The organism is Pseudomonas sp. TR47 (assembly GCF_044143025.1).
In the GTDB taxonomy this organism is placed as follows: domain Bacteria; phylum Pseudomonadota; class Gammaproteobacteria; order Pseudomonadales; family Pseudomonadaceae; genus Aquipseudomonas; species Aquipseudomonas putida_E.
In genome coordinates, this window is sequence record NZ_JBHFCS010000008.1 from 169,137 (window position 1) to 185,570 (window position 16,434).

Below are 16,434 nucleotides of genomic sequence, written 5' to 3' on the forward strand. Positions count from 1 at the left end.
TGCACTTCCAACCAGGGACGCGTCAAACGCCAAAGGTCTGGTATCCATGCCCAAATCAGCAAACCGCTTTCCGCGCCTGCCGCGCATCCCTGCGGCCGACCCCCAGGAGTCGGAACTGGCCTGGCAGAACGCTCCGCAATTGCTGGCTGCGCTCAATGGTGCCCGCCTGGGCGCCTGGCTGTGGGACATCGACAGTGGCCGGGTCAGCTGGTCGCGCGGCACCCAGGCACTGTTCGGTTTCGATCCGCAGCGCCCCTTGCCCAACGACATCGACTACCTGGACCTGTTGCCGGAAGAAGATCGCGCCCGCACACGCCAACTGTTCCAGGCAGTGGTCAACGGTGAACCGGCCGAGAAAGCCATGCGCCATCGCATCCGCTGGCCGGATGGCAGCCTGCACTGGCTGGAAATCAACGGCAGCCTGACCCATGATCGCCAGGGCCGGCCTCAGATGATCGGGGTAATCCGCGAGATAACCCGCCAGCGCGAGCGGGAAACCGCCCTGATCAACTCGGAGAAACGCTTTGCCACCCTGTTCCACCTGAGCCCCAACGCAATTCTGCTCACCCGCCACCACGACGGCATGATTTTTGAAGTCAACCAGCATTTCGAAGACATGTTCGGCTGGCCCGGTGACCAAGTGATCGGCAAGACCACCCTGGAGCTGGGCCTCTGGGCAACCCCGGAGCAGCGCCACCTGGTACTGGATGCGACCCGTGCCAGCGGCGGCCCGGCCATCTTGGAAGTGCAGTTGCGCGCCAGCAGCGGCAAGATCCACGACGGCATCCTGTGCGCCCAGGGCATCGAACTGGAAGGGGTGACGTTCCTGCTCAGCACCTTCGTCGACACGTCCGAACGCAAACGCGCCGAGCAAGCGCTCAAGGATAGCCAGGAACGCCTTGACCTGGCCCTGGACTCGGCGCAACTGGGCACCTGGGACTGGCACATACCCAGCGGCATGCTCTATGGCTCGGCCCGTGCCGCACAATTGCACGGGCTGGACCCGATACCCTTTCACGAATCGTTCGACGCATTTTTCGAAGGCGTGCCCCAGGACGAACGCGATGGCATGCGCCAGGCTTACCGCAGCCTGCGCGAAGGCCCAGAAGGCAACTACCAGATAACCTACCGGGTGCAACTGGAAAACGGCGCTTCACGCTACATCGAAAGCCGCGCTCGCCTGTACCGCGACGAGCACGGCAACCCGTTGCGCATGGCTGGCACCCTTCTGGACATCACCGAGCAGGTCGAGCGCGAACTGCGCCTTAGCGCCTCGGAAGAGAAGTTCGCCAGCCTTTTCCAGGTCAGCCCCGACCCGATCTGCGTAACCCGCCAGGACACTGGCCAGTTCATCGAGATCAACCCGGCCTTCACCCAGACCTTTGGCTGGAGCGCCGAACAGGTGATCGGCCGCACCGCCGAACAGATCGGCCTGTGGGCCGAGTCGATCGAACGCGCCCACCGCATCGAACGGGTTATCCGCGAACAGGCCCTGAGCAATGTCGCCGTGGTGGTCAACCACCGCAACGGCTCACCACTGACCTGTGTCATTTCCAGCCGGCTGGTCAGCGTCGACAACCAGCCTTGCAGCGTCACGACCCTGCGCGATATAACCCAGCAGCAACGGGCCGAAGCGGCGCTCAAGTCCAGTGAAGAGAAGTTCGCCAAGGCATTTCACTCCAGCCCGGACGCCATCACCATCACCGAGCGCCACAGCGGTCGCTATGTGGAAGTCAACGATGGCTTCTGCCGGCTGACCGGCTACAGCACCGCCGAAGTGATCGGCCGCAGCGTCTACGAGCTGGGTATCTGGGCCGACGACAAGCAGCGCAACGCGTTGCTGGTGGAGCTGAAGGAGCGTGGCCGGGTACACCACCGGGAGATGCTCGGGCGCAACAAGCGTGGCGACATTCTCACTGTAGAAGTATCGGTTGAGCCGATCAGCCTCAACGAGGCCGATTGCCTGTTACTCACCGCACGCGATGTCAGCCAGTTGAAGAATGCCCAGGCACAGATCCGCCACCTGGCCTACCACGACCCGCTGACCAACCTGCCCAACCGCGCCTTGCTGATGGACCGCCTGAGCCAACAGATCGCCCTGCTGCGCCGGCACAACCTGCGCGGCGCCCTGCTGTTCCTCGACCTGGACCATTTCAAGCACATCAACGACTCCCTCGGCCACCCGGTGGGCGACACGGTGCTGAAGATCATCACCGCCCGCCTGGAAGCCAGTGTGCGCCTGGAAGACACGGTGGCACGCCTGGGTGGTGATGAATTCGTGGTACTGCTCAGTGGCCTGGAAGGCAGCCGCGAAGCGGTGGAGAACAAGGTTCGGGAGCTGGCCGATACCCTGCGCGAACTGCTGGCCGAACCCATGTCGCTGGACGGCCAGCGTCTGCAGGTAACCCCAAGCATTGGCGTGGCACTGATCCCCGACCACGGCACCACCCCCGCCGACCTGCTCAAACGCGCCGACATCGCCCTGTACCGCGCCAAGGACTCAGGGCGCAACACCACCCAGCTGTTCCATACCACCATGCAGAAGGCCGCCAGCGAGCGCTTGCGCATGGAAAGCGACCTGCGCCTGGCCCTGGCACGGGGCGAGCTGGCCTTGCACTTTCAGCCCCAGGTGGATGCCCGCGACAACCGCATTGTCGGGGCCGAGGTACTGTTGCGCTGGCATCACCCGCAATTGGGCCAGCAACCGCCGGCTCAGTTCATCCAGGTGCTGGAGGAAAGCGGCCTGATCCTGGAAGTTGGCAGCTGGATACTCGACGAAGCCTGCGACGCTTGTTCGCGCATGCTCGCAGACGGGTTGATCGATGCCGATGATTTCAGCCTGTGCGTGAACATCAGCCCCCGGCAGTTCCGCCAGAACGACTTCGTCCAACGGGTGCTGCGCAGCCTGGACGACTACCGTCTGCCGCGGCACATGCTCAAGCTGGAAATCACCGAGGGCATCGTGATCCAGAACCTGGAAGACACCATCAGCAAGATGCGCGAGCTCAAACGCTATGGGGTGAGCTTCGCCATGGATGATTTCGGTACGGGCTATTCCTCGCTGACCTACCTCAAGCGCTTGCCGGTGGACGCGCTGAAGATCGACCAGACCTTCGTGCGCGACGCCCCGCAAGACTCCAACGACGCCGAGATTGTCCGCGCCATCGTCGCCATGGCGCGCAGCCTTGACCTGGCGGTGATCGCCGAAGGCGTGGAGCTGACAGAACAACTGGAATTTCTGGAGCGGCTGGGGTGCCACCTGTACCAGGGTTACCTGCACAGCCGGCCGCTGCCGCTACCGGAGTTCCGGCAGATGCTGCTGGAGGCCCCCGCCGATTTCTGAGCAAGGAAAAAGGGATTTGGGGCCGCCAGGCGGCCCAATGCAGGAAAGCCGGCTCCCACAGGGTAGGAGCCGGCTTGCCGGCGATGGGCTGCGTAGCAGCCCTGATAACGCCGCCAGCCTCAGTTGAGTGCTGGTTTGTCACCATTGATCGGGATGCGCTTGGCCTTGGCTTCTTCCGGCACAATGCGCAGCAAGTCAATGCTGAGCAGCCCATTGGCGAGGCCTGCCGATTTGACCTCGATATGGTCCGCCAGGCGGAACGACAGCTTGAACGCGCGCTGGGCGATGCCCTGGTGCAGGTAGGTCACTTCTGCGGCGCCGTTTTCGCGTTTGCCGCCGATCACGGTCAGGACGCCTTTCTCGACCTGAAGGTCGAGGTCCTGCTCCTGGAAACCGGCTGCGGCAACGACGATGCGATAGTGGTCATCGCCATGCTTTTCAACGTTGTAGGGTGGGTAGCTGCTACCCGCCTCGTTACGTGCCGCAGACTCGAACAGGTCGTTGAAACGGTCGAAGCCAACGGAATGGCGGAACAGAGGTGCAAGAGAGAAAGCGGTAGTCATGGTCATAAACTCCTGAGATTCAGCAAGTAAAGTCACTACGCGACCCGGCTTCGGCATCGCGTACTGAATAAATAGGGCTCAGGAGATGGCTTTCAAGGGGCAAAAACAAAAAATTTTGCGGCGGCTTTACCGGCCCCAGGCAGAACTGATCACGCGACACATTCCTCGAATGCCTGCACTTCAACGCCCAGTAACCGGCTGATCCGCTGGCAATCATCTTCCCTGCGCAGCTCGGCAAACAGCAGCACCGCCTCGGGGTAGCTACGCGTCAGCATCGCCAACCACTGCTTCATCCGCCCCGGTGCGTAGCGCGGCGACAGCTTGGCCTGGGCCTGACGCCAGAACTCGCGCAGCAAAGGCAACAACGCCTCCCAACTCATCGGCTGGTACTCACGCCCGTCCCGCGCAGCCGCAATCTGCAAGGCCAGGTCCGGCCGCGACACCAGCCCCCGCCCGAGCATGATGTCCTCGGCGCCGCTCACCTCGCGGCAACGCCGCCAGTCGTCCACGGTCCAGATCTCACCGTTGGCGAACACCGGCACCTTGACCACATCCTGCACCCGCGCCACCCACTCCCAATGCGCTGGCGGCTTATAGCCCTCGACTTTGGTGCGTGCATGTACCACCAGGTGCGCCGAGCCGCCCTCAGCCAGCGCGGTCGCACAATCGAGCGCACCGTCCGGGGTATCGAAGCCAAGGCGCATCTTGGAGGTGACCGGGATGTGCGCCGGCACTGCGCGCCGCACTTCACGCACGATGGCGTGCAGCAGTTCGGGTTCCTTGAGCAGCACTGCGCCGCCGCGTGACTTGTTCACGGTCTTGGCCGGGCAACCGAAATTAAGGTCAATCACCGGCGCCCCCAGCTCACAGGCCAGCGCAGCGTTTTCGGCCAGGCAGACGGGGTCCGAGCCCAGCAACTGCACACGCATGGGTACACCGGCAGCCGTGCGCGCGCCCTGACGCAGTTCAGGTGCGAGCTTGTCGAAGGAAGAAGCAGGCAACAGGCGGTCGCACACGCGGATGAACTCGGTGACGCACCAATCGATGCCGCCCACTCGGGTCAGAACGTCGCGCAGGATGTTGTCGACCAGCCCCTCCATAGGGGCCAGGGCAATTTGCATTTCGAGGTCTCGGCGGGAAAAGCCGGCAGTCTACCAAAAAATGCCGGGTATTCAGGCGCCGATCAGCGCAGGACCGTACCCGTCGATGAACTCGGCCGGCATGCGCCTGGGTTTGCCACTGGACAACTCGATGCAGGCAAAGGTGGTCTGCGCGCGCAGCAGCGTCACACCGTCACGCGGGCGCTTGAGCTGGAAGCGCCGGGACATGCGCAGGCGCTGATCCCAATCGATGATCCAGGTTGCCAGTTGCAACTCGTCATCTTCGTAGGCTGCAGCGAGGTAGTCGATTTCATGGCGCACCACCGCCATGGCCCGGTCCAGGCGCCGGTATTCGGCCAGGTCCAGCCCCAGGCGCTGGGAGTGGCGCCAGGCGCAACGCTCCAGCCACGTGACGTAGACCGCGTTATTGGCGTGCCCGAGGCCGTCGATGTCCTCGCTGCCGACGCGCAGGTCGATGATGAATGGCGTTGCCAGGTCCCAACTCATGCCCGCTCCCAATGTCAGTGAACGGGCAGAGTGTATCGGATGTTCAAGCGCTTTGCCGGGCGGGCGCACTGACACGCGCCAGTAATTCGAGCACCGCCTCGCTCACGCGCGGGTCGGCGAGCACGCGCTGGTGGCCACCCTCCTCCAGCCGCAGCAGGCGGCTGTCGAACCAGGCCTTGTGGATGATCTCGGCCTCACCGGCGGGCACCAAGGCATCATCGGCGGCATGCACGACCAGCCCTGGCAGCTCCAACTGGTAACCACTGACATCCAGGCGATTGATCTGCATGCCGACGTCCTGTTCGACCTTGCGGATGAACGCGGCCCTGGCTCGCGCCGGCAGGCCAAGGTGGCGGGCGAAGCCGCGCAGCACACCAAGCAGCTGGGCCGGCGCTGCAATACTCACCGCAGCCTCGGCCCGGAGCCCCATCTGCAGTGCCAGCAAGACACTGGCACCGCCCATGGAATGGCCTATCACGGCACGCAACGGCGGCAGTTCGGCGGCAGCCTCCAGCAGTGCACGGGCAAACAGCACCACGTGCGCTTGCTGCCCAAGCGAACAGCCATGGGCCGGCCCCTCCAGAGAGACCACGGTATGCCCGGCCTTTACCAGGGTTTCGATCAACGCGGCAAACTGGGTCGCACGCCCTTCCCAGCCGTGCATCAGCAACACGGTCGGGCCTTGCCCCCAACGCAATGCCGACAGCCCGAAGCGCAGGGTGATGCGCTCGGCGCTCGCCAGCAATGGCAACTCCCACTGCCTTGGCGGCAGGTTGCGCGGGGTCATGAAGGCCCGGCGCATCTTGCCGGCCACATGCTCGGGGGCCAGACGCCCCAGGGTGCCATTCACGCCGCGAATCCAGCTCAGGGTAGTCATCGCCTTGCTCCAGGGTCAGAAGCTTAGATAACCGCCGATTTGGCGGCACGCAGGATGCGGTCAGAAAGCTCGCCCGTGCCCAAGGCACGCGCCAGGGCCAGGCCGCCTATCATCAGGGCCAGATCAGCCAGGGCCTTGTCGGCATCTTCAGGGCGGTCAACCATCGCCGCAGTCATCAATTCGATGTGCTCGGCCAGTACCTCGCGAAACACGTCTGGCAGGCGCTGCATCTCGCCGATCGAATTGGGCAGCGGGCAGGCATGCACCTGCGCATCGCGGTGCTTGCGCGACAGGTAGAACGCGCTCACCAGCGCCCGCCGCCCTTCCCCGTCCAGGCTCGGGTCAACGTGAGCCAGCAGGGCCCTGCGCTCGCTGAGCAACTGGCTAAATGCCTCGAGCATGAGCTCGTCCTTGCTGTCGAAGTGCGCATAGAAGCCTCCCACGGTAAGCCCTGCAGCACCCATGACCTGGCTGACGCTTGGCTCGGCGGGGCCGTGCTGGATCAACGCGCTTCGCGCAGCCTCAAGGATCCGCTCGCGGGTCTTGGTCTTCTTGTCGCTCATGGCTGGCTCACGATCAGAATATGATGATCGAAATATTATTCTCATAATATTTTTTGGCAAGCAGAATCGACCACCGCCTGTCGGTGCACATTTTTCAGGGAGGGAAAAAACAAAAGGCCCATTCAATAATCGAATGAGCCTCTAAAGTCCCGCAAAACGCGGGTAAAAATGGCGTCCCCTAGGGGACTCGAACCCCTGTTACCGCCGTGAAAGGGCGGTGTCCTAGGCCACTAGACGAAGGGGACATAACCTTCGCGAAGATCCGCTGCTGCGAACCCTGGCTAAATTGGTGGAGCTAAGCGGGATCGAACCGCTGACCTCCTGCATGCCATGCAGGCGCTCTCCCAGCTGAGCTATAGCCCCGAAAACAAAAGGCTCATCCAATATGCGAATGAGCCTCTTTAAGTCCCGCAAAACGCGGGTAAAGTGGCGTCCCCTAGGGGACTCGAACCCCTGTTACCGCCGTGAAAGGGCGGTGTCCTAGGCCACTAGACGAAGGGGACGTAACCTTCGCGAAGATTCGCTGCTGCGAACCCTGGCTAAATTGGTGGAGCTAAGCGGGATCGAACCGCTGACCTCCTGCATGCCATGCAGGCGCTCTCCCAGCTGAGCTATAGCCCCGGATTTCTAGCCTCTCGGCCCAGCGATGCATTGAACATCGCTTGTGCAAAACTGGCGTCCCCTAGGGGACTCGAACCCCTGTTACCGCCGTGAAAGGGCGGTGTCCTAGGCCACTAGACGAAGGGGACGAACCTTCTTACCTTCAAGACCCGGTTGCTGGACCCGGTCTTGCTTACCAGCCGAAGCTGTTAAGCGGAATTTGGTGGAGCTAAGCGGGATCGAACCGCTGACCTCCTGCATGCCATGCAGGCGCTCTCCCAGCTGAGCTATAGCCCCACAATGTCGCTTTGAACTGAATTACCGGCTGGGTGCCTGGCACTTCGTTTCGTTCATCGCTGTGGACGGGGCGCATATTAAGTTCGGATTGCAGGGCTGTCAAACGAAATTTTGAAAATATCCAAAAGTTTTTTCACAGATAACAACCACTTACCACCCTGCCCTGATTTGCGCACTCTGCTTTTGAGCACTTGAACCATTGCCAGCGGCATAGCCCGCTGGCAATGGCCCCGCGTCAAAGCCGCATCAAGCGATGTTGGCCAGCAGCTTTTCCCACTCTTTGTTTTCTTTCTTCGACACACCACCGAGCAGGTCCAGGGCTTGGCGCAGGCGATAGCGGGTAAGGTCAGGGCCGAGGATCTCCATGGCATCGAGCACCGACACCGAGCTGGCCTGGCCGGTGATGGCGGCGAACATCAGCGGCATGGCGTCACGCAGCTTCAGCTCCAGCGCTTCGACCACTGCCTGGATGCAGCCGGTGATACGCTCTTTTTCCCACTGGCGAAGGCTTTCCAGTTTCCACAGGATCAACTGCATCACCTGGCGCACCTGGTCGGCGGAGAGCTTCTTGCTTTCGAACAGTTTGGCGTCGAGCTTGAGCGCGCCCTCGAAGAAGAAACCACCCAGCGGAGCAACCTGGCTGAAGGTTTCGACCCGCCCCTGCACGTGCGGGGCGATTTTCATCATGTAGTCGCTGTTGAACGCCCACTTCTGCACGCGCGCGGCGAATTCTGCCACCGGCAGTTCGCGCAGCCACTGGCCGTTGAGCCACGACAGCTTCTCGATGTCGAAGATCGGGCCGCCCAGAGAGATACGCGACAGGTCGAAGTGCTCGACCATTTCGGCCAGGGAGAACTTCTCGCGCTCGTCCGGCATCGACCAGCCCATGCGGCCGAGGTAGTTGAGCATGGCCTCAGGCATGAAGCCCATGCGCTCGTAGAAGGTCACCGAGGTCGGGTTCTTGCGCTTGGAGAGCTTGCTCTTGTCCGGGTTGCGCAGCAGCGGCATGTAGCACAGCTTGGGCTGCTCCCAACCGAAGTATTCGTACAGCTTGATCAGCTTGGGTGCCGATGGCAGCCACTCTTCACCGCGCAGTACGTGGGTGATGCCCATCAGGTGGTCGTCGACCACGTTGGCCAGGAAGTAGGTCGGCAGGCCGTCGTTCTTCATCAGCACCTGCATGTCCATGCGGTCCCATGGGATCTCGACATCGCCACGGAGCATGTCCGGGACCACGCAGATACCTTCGCTCGGTACCTTCATGCGGATCACATGGGGCTCGCCAGCGGCCAGGCGGCGCTGCACTTGCTCGTCGCTCAACAGCAACGCGCGGCCATCGTAGCGCGGGGTTTCGCCACGGGCCATCTGCTCGGCGCGCATCTGCTCCAGCTCTTCGGCGGTGCAGAAGCAGTAGAACGCATGGCCGGCATCGACCAGTTGCTTGGCGTACTGGGCGTAGATCTCGCCGCGCTCGCTCTGCCGGTACGGGCCGTGCGGGCCGCCCACATCCGGGCCTTCGTTCCATTCGATGCCAAGCCAGCGCAGGGCGTCGAAGATCTGCTGCTCCGACTCGCGGGTCGAGCGCAACTGGTCGGTGTCCTCGATGCGCAGGATGAACTCACCGCCATGCTGCTTGGCGAAGCAGTAGTTGAACAGGGCGATGTAGGCGGTGCCGACATGGGGGTCGCCCGTGGGCGATGGCGCGATACGCGTGCGTACGGTGGTCATGGAGGGTCTCGAACGAAAGATGAAACAAAGGCACGATGTTAGCAGGGTGCGGGCACCGCGCTCCAGCGCGGGAGGTGGGTTATTGGGCTATCGGACGCCTGGAGACCGCCAAACATCATGCCGCTCCCCAAGGACCGAACCAGGCTTCAACTGGTAATCAACCGCTCGCGCAGCTTGGTAATCTCGTCGCGCAACTGCGCCGCCGCCTCGAATTCCAGGTCGCGGGCAAACTGCATCATTTTCTCTTCCAGTTGCTTGATGCGCTTGGTGATCTCGCCCGGCGTGCGCAGTTCGGCCTCGTAACGGGCGCTCTCCTCGGCGGCCTTGGCCATGCCCTTGCGCTTCTTGCTGCGCGACCCCGGCACGGTGGCGCCTTCCATGATATCGGTGATGTCCTTGACCACGCCCTTGGGCACGATGCCATTGGCCTGGTTGAAAGCGATCTGCTTCTCGCGGCGGCGCTCGGTTTCATCGATGGCACGCTGCATGGAGCCGGTTATCTGATCGGCATAGAGAATCGCGCGGCCATTGAGGTTGCGCGCGGCACGCCCGATGGTCTGGATGAGCGAGCGCTCGGAGCGCAGGAACCCTTCCTTGTCGGCGTCCAGGATCGCCACCAGTGACACCTCGGGCATGTCCAGGCCCTCGCGCAGCAGGTTGATGCCCACCAATACATCAAAAGTGCCCAGGCGCAGGTCACGGATGATTTCGACCCGTTCCACGGTATCGATGTCCGAGTGCAGGTAGCGCACCCGCACATCGTGATCGGCCAGGTAGTCGGAGAGATCCTCAGCCATGCGCTTGGTCAACGTGGTGGCCAGCACCCGCTCGCCCAGCGCCACGCGCTTGTGGATTTCCGACAGCAGGTCGTCGACCTGGGTCAGCGCCGGACGCACCTCGACCTGCGGGTCGACCAACCCGGTCGGGCGCACCACCTGCTCGACCACCCGCCCGGCGTGCTCGGCTTCGTAAGGCCCGGGCGTTGCCGAGACAAAGATGGTCTGCGGGCTGACCGACTCCCACTCATCGAAGCGCATCGGCCGGTTGTCCAGCGCCGATGGCAGGCGAAAGCCGTACTCGACCAGCGTTTCCTTGCGCGAGCGGTCGCCCTTGTACATCGCCCCGACCTGCGGAACGCTGACGTGGGATTCGTCGATCACCAGCAGCGCATCGTCCGGCAGGTAGTCGTAGAGGGTGGGTGGCGGCGCACCGGCCGGGCGCCCGGACAGGTAGCGCGAGTAGTTCTCGATGCCGTTGCAGTAACCCAGTTCGAGAATCATCTCCAGGTCGAACCGGGTACGCTGCTCCAGGCGCTGGGCTTCGACCAGCTTGTTGGCCTTGTGCAGGTACTCGAGGCGGCCCTTGAGCTCGTCCTTGATCCCTTCCACCGCCTCCAGCAGGGTTTCCCGCGGGGTAACGTAATGGCTCTTGGGGTAGAAGGTGAAACGCGGCAACTTGCGGAAGACTTCCCCGGTGAGCGGGTCGAACGCAGCGATGTTCTCCACCTCGTCGTCGAACAGCTCGATGCGGATGGCTTCGAGGTCCGATTCGGCCGGGAAGATATCGATGACGTCGCCGCGTACCCGGAAGGTGGCACGGGCAAAGTCCATCTCGTTGCGCGTGTACTGCAGATCGGCCAGGCGGCGCAACAGCGCGCGCTGGTCAAGCTTGTCGCCGCGGTCGACGTGCAGGACCATCTTCAGGTAGGTTTCGGGGCTGCCCAGGCCGTAGATGCACGAAACCGTGGTGACGATGATCGCATCGCGACGCTCCAGCAGCGCCTTGGTCGCAGACAGCCGCATCTGCTCGATATGATCGTTGATCGAAGCGTCCTTCTCGATGAAGGTGTCCGAGGAAGGCACGTAGGCTTCGGGCTGGTAATAGTCGTAATAGGAAACGAAATACTCGACGGCGTTGTTCGGGAAGAACGCCTTGAACTCGCCATACAACTGCGCGGCGAGCGTCTTGTTGGGCGCCAGCACCAAGGTCGGGCGCTGCACCTGCGCAATGACGTTGGCAACGCTGAAGGTCTTGCCCGAGCCGGTCACACCGAGCAGGGTCTGGTGCGACAGGCCTGCCTCGATGCCCTCTACCATCTGGCGGATAGCCTCGGGCTGGTCGCCGGCCGGCTGAAAACGGGTGACGAGCTGGAACTCGGACATGTCGGACCTCGCGGTAACGCAGCAACTGTAAATTTAGCCAGTAGTCTATACCCAAATGCGCCCGCCTGGGGCCACATTCAAGGCGGCGGTGTGAACGCTCACTGCGGTGGACCGGGCAATTCGACCAATGGTTGAAAAAAAATTGCGCAAATAGCCGGAAAAGCTGCGCCACACTGTCGCAGTGACCGGTCGGTATCACTATACTGACTCCCCGTTTGTGCACCGCTTCAGTGCATTCGGCTGGAGCGTGTACGCCCTATCACTCTCCATTCAGAGCCAAGGTAACAATGAGCCTGTTTTCCGCTGTCGAGCTGGCACCCCGCGACCCCATTCTGGGCCTCAACGAAGCATTCAACGCCGATCCCCGTACCGACAAGGTCAACCTGGGTGTGGGCGTGTACTGCAATGAGGAAGGCCGCATTCCGCTGCTGCGCGCCGTGATCGAAGCCGAAACCCAGCGTGCCGCCCAGCACGCTTCGCGCGGCTACCTGCCGATCGACGGCATCGCCACCTACGACCAGGCCGTGCAGAAACTGATCTTCGGCGCCGAGTCGCCACTGCTGGCCGCTGGCCGCGTGGTTACCGTGCAGGCCGTTGGCGGTACCGGTGCACTGAAGATCGGCGCCGACTTCCTCAAGCGCCTGTCGCCCAATGCCGTGGTCGCCATCAGCGACCCGAGCTGGGAAAACCACCGCGCCCTGTTTGAAACGGCCGGCTTCCCGGTACAGAACTACCGCTACTACGACGCCCCGAGCAACGACGTCAACCGCGCCGGCATGCTCGAAGACCTGAACAACCTGCCGTCTGGCTCGATCATTGTCCTGCACGCCTGCTGCCACAACCCGACAGGCGTCGACCTGGGCCTGGACGACTGGAAAAACGTTCTGGAAGTGGTCAAGGCCAAGGGCCACGTACCGTTCCTCGACATGGCCTACCAGGGCTTTGGCGAGGGCATCGGCGAAGACGCCTTCGCCGTGCGCCTGTTCGCCGAGTCGGGCCTGGACTTCTTCGTTTCCAGCTCGTTCTCCAAGTCGTTCTCGCTGTACGGCGAACGCGTTGGCGCACTGTCGATCGTGACCGGCAACAAAGACGAAAGCACCCGCGTGCTGTCGCAGGTCAAGCGCGTGATCCGCACCACCTACTCCAACCCGCCGACCCACGGCGCAACCATCGTTGCCACCGTACTCAACAGCGCCGAACTGCGCCAGATGTGGGAAGCCGAGCTGGGTGAAATGCGCCAGCGCATCCACGGCATGCGCAAGCAGATGGTCGAACTGCTGGCCGAATACGGCGCCAAGCGCGACTTCAGCTTCGTTGGCCGCCAAGCGGGCATGTTCTCCTATTCGGGCCTGACCGTAGAGCAAGTGGCACGCCTTAAGAACGAGTTCGGCATCTATGCACTGGATACCGGCCGCATCGCCGTGGCTGCACTGAACCAGAGCAACATCCACGTGGTCACCAAGGCCATCGTGGAAGTGCTGTAACTGCTTGATTTGGCTGGCTGATTCGCTGGGGGCGGGTTGACTTGCCCCTGGCAATCGGTAAGATATGCGCAGATTCCGCGATAGCTCAGTCGGTAGAGCAAATGACTGTTAATCATTGGGTCCCTGGTTCGAGTCCAGGTCGCGGAGCCAAATACCAAAAACCTCCAGATGCGCACGCACTGGAGGTTTTTTTATTGCTACGCCGAGGTATTCAGCAGTTGCGCCCGATGGGATAGAACTGCCCATGGCTCCAGACGCCCAGCCATTGCTCGCCATCGATCTCACGAGGCACCGCCAGCTCGACCAACTGGTAGAACACATTGCGATGGATCAACGCCTCTAGATTGTTGCGCATCAGCACATAAGGCGAAGGCTCCTGAGTGACAGGGTCAACCTCTACCCGCAGCGGATTGCGCGGCCCGGCCTCTACCTGATCCTCGACGTTGCTGGTAAAACTCAGCACCTGCTGCTCGCCCGTGCCCCGCACATCCAGCGCAACGGCAACGAACGGCGCATCGTCGACCCGAATACCCACTTTCTCTACCGGCGTGACCAGGAAGTAGTCGTCGCCATCCCGGCGGATGATGGTGGAAAACAAGCGCACCATCGGCTTGCGCCCGATCGGCGTGCCCAGGTAGTACCAGGTACCGTCACGGGCAATACGCATATCGATATCGCCACAGAAGTCCGGATTCCACAGATGCACCGGCGGCAGGCCCTTGTGCTTGGGTAACTGCGCCAGAAGATCATTGGCCTTGCCGGAATCTGTCATCACCCTGCCCTCACTCACTCATGCCCAGAAGGCTACGAGCGTACTCGCGCATCGGCGCTGCGAGCAAATCCTGCGGAGCATTGTCGTGGAACGTCAACAAACCGCCACGGCTTTTGATTCGCGCAGTGTCGATGAGGTAGCGGGTACTGGTTTCGATCAGCATCATCTGCACCACACCGGTGTCCCAGCCCAGGCGGTCGACAGCCTGCTCGTCATACCACTCATTGCCATTGCCGATACGGTCGTCGGTGCGGGCAAAACGGGTATACAGCACATAGTCGGCGCCGACCGACCGGGCCTCGGCGATGGCCTCTTCGAGGCCCAGCGGGCCCTGGGCGCGCCGTACCAGCGGGAAATACTCGACGAAGCTCTTGAAGGCCTCCTCGGCAACCACGTTCTGCTTCGGTACTGGCCCTTTGCTTGGCGGCATGAAGGCGCCCTGGCCGATGAAGATGAACGAATCGGGCTGCAGGCGAATCGACAGCGTGCGGCGTGTGTCGCTGTGATCCAGCAGGCCGGCATCGCTCATGTGGTAACGGACGCCCTCGCCCATATCGCTGACATTCATGCAGCCGCCCAGCGCCATAAGCGCCAGCAGCAAGACCAGGCTACGCATCTTTCCTCCAGTGACCGGCGACGAAAAACCGGCGAATAGCCGGCGGATGCAGCTTTTGCGCCAGATCAGCCGCCAATCACCTTCATCACCATCACGTCACCGGAAAACGCCAGCGCCTGTTTGTCGGCCAACGCCTTGACCAGCAACCGCTGCAGGGCTGGGAGCGCCTGATGACGGGGCTGCTCCAGCAGATCGCCGACAAAGTGACGGTTGCTCGACGACAGGCACCCGTGCAGCCAGCCGGTAGATGACAGGCGCAGGCGCGAGCAGCTCCGGCAGAACGGTACGCTCTCGTTGGCGATCACGCCGAAATGGCCCTTGCCCGGCACCTGGTAACGCAGCGCAGTGGCATCCAGCGGCGCATCGGCCCTCTCAAAAGCATGCGCGTGGCCAATCAGATCCAGCAGTTGGTCGAGCCCCACAAACTGCTGCAGGAATGCGTTGTGATCACGGGCCAGATGGCCCATGCGCATCAGTTCGATGAAACGCAGTTCGAAACCGCGGGCCAGGCAGTAGTCGAGCATGGGCACAACCTGGTCCAGGTTCTGCCCACGCATGGGTACCATGTTGACCTTGATCTGCATGCCCCTGGCACTGGCCTGCTGCATGCCCGCGAGAACGCTGGCCAGGTCGCCACCACGGGCGATGCGCCGAAATGCCTGGGGGTCGAGCGTATCGAGGGACACATTCAGACGACGGATGCCGGCCGCCTGCAACTGCGGCAACTTGCGCCCGAGCAACTGACCATTGGTAGTCAGGGTGATGTCCTGGAGCTCGAGCTTGGCCACTGCAGCCAAAAAAGCATCCAGCCTGGGGCTGACCAGTGGCTCACCGCCGGTAATACGCAGGCGCTCAATACCGGCTGCCTCGATCAGATAGGCCACCCCGCGGGCCAGCGCCTCGGCGGACAGCTCATCCTGCGCCGCAACCAGGCGTTTGCCGTTGGGCACGCAGTAGCTGCAGGCATAGTTGCAGGCAGCCGTCAGGCTGACGCGCAGGTTGCGAAAACGCCTGCCTTGACGATCGACAATCATGAATGACTCCGGCATGGATGAAACGGGGCCGGCAAAACCTGACTCAAAATTCAGGTTTTTGCAAGCCCCCGTTCCACACCGGATTCAACCGAGCGGGACGGAGCGCTTCAGTTCGCGGGTTCCGGGTCACGCTTGCGCTTGTTGCCCATGCGCACGCCGATGTCCATGAGGAACTGGAAGAAACCTTCCTGGTCCTCGAGCACATTGCTCCAGAATGGCGAGTGGTAGAGCGCCACGGCACCGTGCACCAAGGCCCAGGCGGCGCAGTAATGGAAGTATGGCGGCACGTCTTCGAGCTTGCCTTCGCTGATGCGGCCCTTGATCAGCTGGGTCAGCCGATCGAAGTTGGAAGCACGGATGCTGTGCAGCTCCTCGACCATCTCCGGCACCTGGTTGCCCTTGACCACCTTTTCTTCCAGGCGATCGAACAACCGGTAACGCTGCGGGTCGCGCATGCGGAACTCGAAATAGGCGCGCGACAGCGCCTCCTTGTCGCGGTCGACATCGGCCGAATGCAACAGCGCATTCAGGTCACGCTCGTAGTCGAGCATCAGGCGCAGGTAGATCTCCGCCTTGGACTTGAAGTGCTTGTAGATCGTACCTTTGCCGATACCTACAGCGTCAGCGATCATCTCGACGGTGACACTGTCTTCACCCTGTTCGAGAAACAGCTTGAGCGCAGTATCGAGGATTTCCTGTTCGCGACGGCGAAACTCACGGACCTTACGAGGTTCTTTCTGCATGGGAAGGACTGGATGACATTGAAGCGGTTTATTATGCCTAACTTG

Annotated in this window: 13 protein-coding genes and 7 tRNA genes; 3 read left to right on the forward strand and 17 right to left on the reverse strand. The window is 62.2% G+C overall.

Features of this window, described 5'->3' with window-relative positions; genetic code table 11:
- Positions 1-46 precede the first annotated feature (46 nt).
- A complete protein-coding gene (locus ACEWE8_RS11530; protein ID WP_115275631.1) occupies positions 47-3,343 on the forward strand; it encodes a PAS domain S-box protein in 3,297 nt (1,098 codons plus the stop codon).
- 119 nt (positions 3,344-3,462) lie between these two features.
- Here the strand turns inward: ACEWE8_RS11530 and ACEWE8_RS11535 are convergent, their stop codons facing one another.
- The 13 genes from ACEWE8_RS11535 to uvrB all read right to left on the reverse strand — a co-directional run bounded on the left by ACEWE8_RS11535 (position 3,463) and on the right by uvrB (position 11,740).
- Complete coding sequence (locus tag ACEWE8_RS11535) at positions 3,463-3,906, reverse strand: Hsp20 family protein (protein WP_012313453.1); 444 nt, start codon at positions 3,904-3,906, stop codon at positions 3,463-3,465.
- Positions 3,907-4,055: 149 nt separating this feature from the next.
- Positions 4,056-5,027: a tRNA-dihydrouridine synthase gene (locus tag ACEWE8_RS11540; protein WP_046786541.1), complete on the reverse strand. Its 972-nt coding sequence runs from the start codon at positions 5,025-5,027 to the stop codon at positions 4,056-4,058.
- Positions 5,028-5,078: 51 nt separating this feature from the next.
- On the reverse strand, positions 5,079-5,513 hold the full coding sequence (locus tag ACEWE8_RS11545) for a thioesterase family protein (protein ID WP_046786542.1): 435 nt from the start codon (positions 5,511-5,513) through the stop codon (positions 5,079-5,081).
- Positions 5,514-5,556: 43 nt separating this feature from the next.
- Positions 5,557-6,390: an alpha/beta fold hydrolase gene (locus ACEWE8_RS11550; RefSeq protein WP_046786543.1), complete on the reverse strand. Its 834-nt coding sequence runs from the start codon at positions 6,388-6,390 to the stop codon at positions 5,557-5,559.
- A gap of 23 nt (positions 6,391-6,413) precedes the next feature.
- Positions 6,414-6,953, reverse strand: coding sequence for a TetR/AcrR family transcriptional regulator (locus tag ACEWE8_RS11555; protein WP_046786544.1), 540 nt, complete (start codon positions 6,951-6,953; stop codon positions 6,414-6,416).
- Between the two features lie 169 nt (positions 6,954-7,122).
- Positions 7,123-7,198, reverse strand: a tRNA-Glu gene (locus ACEWE8_RS11560).
- Positions 7,199-7,240: 42 nt separating this feature from the next.
- A tRNA-Ala gene (locus ACEWE8_RS11565) sits at positions 7,241-7,316 on the reverse strand.
- 64 nt (positions 7,317-7,380) lie between these two features.
- Positions 7,381-7,456: transfer RNA gene (locus ACEWE8_RS11570), tRNA-Glu, on the reverse strand.
- A gap of 42 nt (positions 7,457-7,498) precedes the next feature.
- A tRNA-Ala gene (locus ACEWE8_RS11575) sits at positions 7,499-7,574 on the reverse strand.
- A 52-nt stretch (positions 7,575-7,626) separates the two neighbouring features.
- Positions 7,627-7,702, reverse strand: a tRNA-Glu gene (locus ACEWE8_RS11580).
- A gap of 72 nt (positions 7,703-7,774) precedes the next feature.
- Positions 7,775-7,850, reverse strand: a tRNA-Ala gene (locus ACEWE8_RS11585).
- A gap of 246 nt (positions 7,851-8,096) precedes the next feature.
- Entirely contained in the window at positions 8,097-9,578 is a 1,482-nt protein-coding gene (gltX, locus tag ACEWE8_RS11590) for a glutamate--tRNA ligase (RefSeq protein ID WP_046786545.1), read from the reverse strand.
- A gap of 146 nt (positions 9,579-9,724) precedes the next feature.
- Positions 9,725-11,740 carry an excinuclease ABC subunit UvrB gene (gene uvrB, locus ACEWE8_RS11595; protein ID WP_046786546.1) on the reverse strand — a complete coding sequence of 672 codons (2,016 nt, stop codon included), beginning with the start codon at positions 11,738-11,740 and terminating at the stop codon, positions 9,725-9,727.
- Between the two features lie 287 nt (positions 11,741-12,027).
- On the opposite strand from uvrB, the gene ACEWE8_RS11600 reads away from it, so the two are divergent.
- On the forward strand, positions 12,028-13,224 hold the full coding sequence (locus tag ACEWE8_RS11600) for an amino acid aminotransferase (RefSeq protein ID WP_039604031.1): 1,197 nt from the start codon (positions 12,028-12,030) through the stop codon (positions 13,222-13,224).
- 74 nt (positions 13,225-13,298) lie between these two features.
- Positions 13,299-13,374, forward strand: a tRNA-Asn gene (locus ACEWE8_RS11605).
- A gap of 61 nt (positions 13,375-13,435) precedes the next feature.
- Here ACEWE8_RS11605 and ACEWE8_RS11610 read toward each other — a convergent pair.
- From ACEWE8_RS11610 to ACEWE8_RS11625, 4 genes are all read right to left on the reverse strand, one after another.
- Positions 13,436-13,996, reverse strand: a complete 561-nt coding sequence (locus ACEWE8_RS11610; RefSeq protein WP_046786547.1) for a DUF1285 domain-containing protein — start codon at positions 13,994-13,996, stop codon at positions 13,436-13,438.
- 10 nt (positions 13,997-14,006) lie between these two features.
- On the reverse strand, positions 14,007-14,612 hold the full coding sequence (locus ACEWE8_RS11615) for a DUF4823 domain-containing protein (protein ID WP_046786548.1): 606 nt from the start codon (positions 14,610-14,612) through the stop codon (positions 14,007-14,009).
- Positions 14,613-14,677: 65 nt separating this feature from the next.
- Positions 14,678-15,646, reverse strand: a complete 969-nt coding sequence (locus ACEWE8_RS11620; RefSeq protein ID WP_046786549.1) for a GTP 3',8-cyclase MoaA — start codon at positions 15,644-15,646, stop codon at positions 14,678-14,680.
- Between the two features lie 107 nt (positions 15,647-15,753).
- The gene (locus ACEWE8_RS11625; protein ID WP_046786550.1) at positions 15,754-16,389 is read right to left on the reverse strand and encodes a TetR/AcrR family transcriptional regulator; all 636 of its coding nucleotides are present in this window, start codon (positions 16,387-16,389) and stop codon (positions 15,754-15,756) included.
- Positions 16,390-16,434: the final 45 nt, after the last annotated feature.

Coding starts and splice junctions, on each gene's coding strand:
- ACEWE8_RS11545 (WP_046786542.1), bottom strand. CDS start 5,513: ATGAGTTGGGACCTGGCAACGCCATTCATCATCGACCTGCGCGTCGGC.
- ACEWE8_RS11600 (WP_039604031.1), top strand. CDS start 12,028: ATGAGCCTGTTTTCCGCTGTCGAGCTGGCACCCCGCGACCCCATTCTG.
- ACEWE8_RS11615 (WP_046786548.1), bottom strand. CDS start 14,612: ATGCGTAGCCTGGTCTTGCTGCTGGCGCTTATGGCGCTGGGCGGCTGC.
- ACEWE8_RS11620 (WP_046786549.1), bottom strand. CDS start 15,646: ATGATTGTCGATCGTCAAGGCAGGCGTTTTCGCAACCTGCGCGTCAGC.
- ACEWE8_RS11555 (WP_046786544.1), bottom strand. CDS start 6,953: ATGAGCGACAAGAAGACCAAGACCCGCGAGCGGATCCTTGAGGCTGCG.
- gltX (WP_046786545.1), bottom strand. CDS start 9,578: ATGACCACCGTACGCACGCGTATCGCGCCATCGCCCACGGGCGACCCC.
- ACEWE8_RS11625 (WP_046786550.1), bottom strand. CDS start 16,389: ATGCAGAAAGAACCTCGTAAGGTCCGTGAGTTTCGCCGTCGCGAACAG.
- uvrB (WP_046786546.1), bottom strand. CDS start 11,740: ATGTCCGAGTTCCAGCTCGTCACCCGTTTTCAGCCGGCCGGCGACCAG.
- ACEWE8_RS11530 (WP_115275631.1), top strand. CDS start 47: ATGCCCAAATCAGCAAACCGCTTTCCGCGCCTGCCGCGCATCCCTGCG.
- ACEWE8_RS11535 (WP_012313453.1), bottom strand. CDS start 3,906: ATGACTACCGCTTTCTCTCTTGCACCTCTGTTCCGCCATTCCGTTGGC.
- ACEWE8_RS11540 (WP_046786541.1), bottom strand. CDS start 5,027: ATGCAAATTGCCCTGGCCCCTATGGAGGGGCTGGTCGACAACATCCTG.
- ACEWE8_RS11610 (WP_046786547.1), bottom strand. CDS start 13,996: ATGACAGATTCCGGCAAGGCCAATGATCTTCTGGCGCAGTTACCCAAG.
- ACEWE8_RS11550 (WP_046786543.1), bottom strand. CDS start 6,390: ATGACTACCCTGAGCTGGATTCGCGGCGTGAATGGCACCCTGGGGCGT.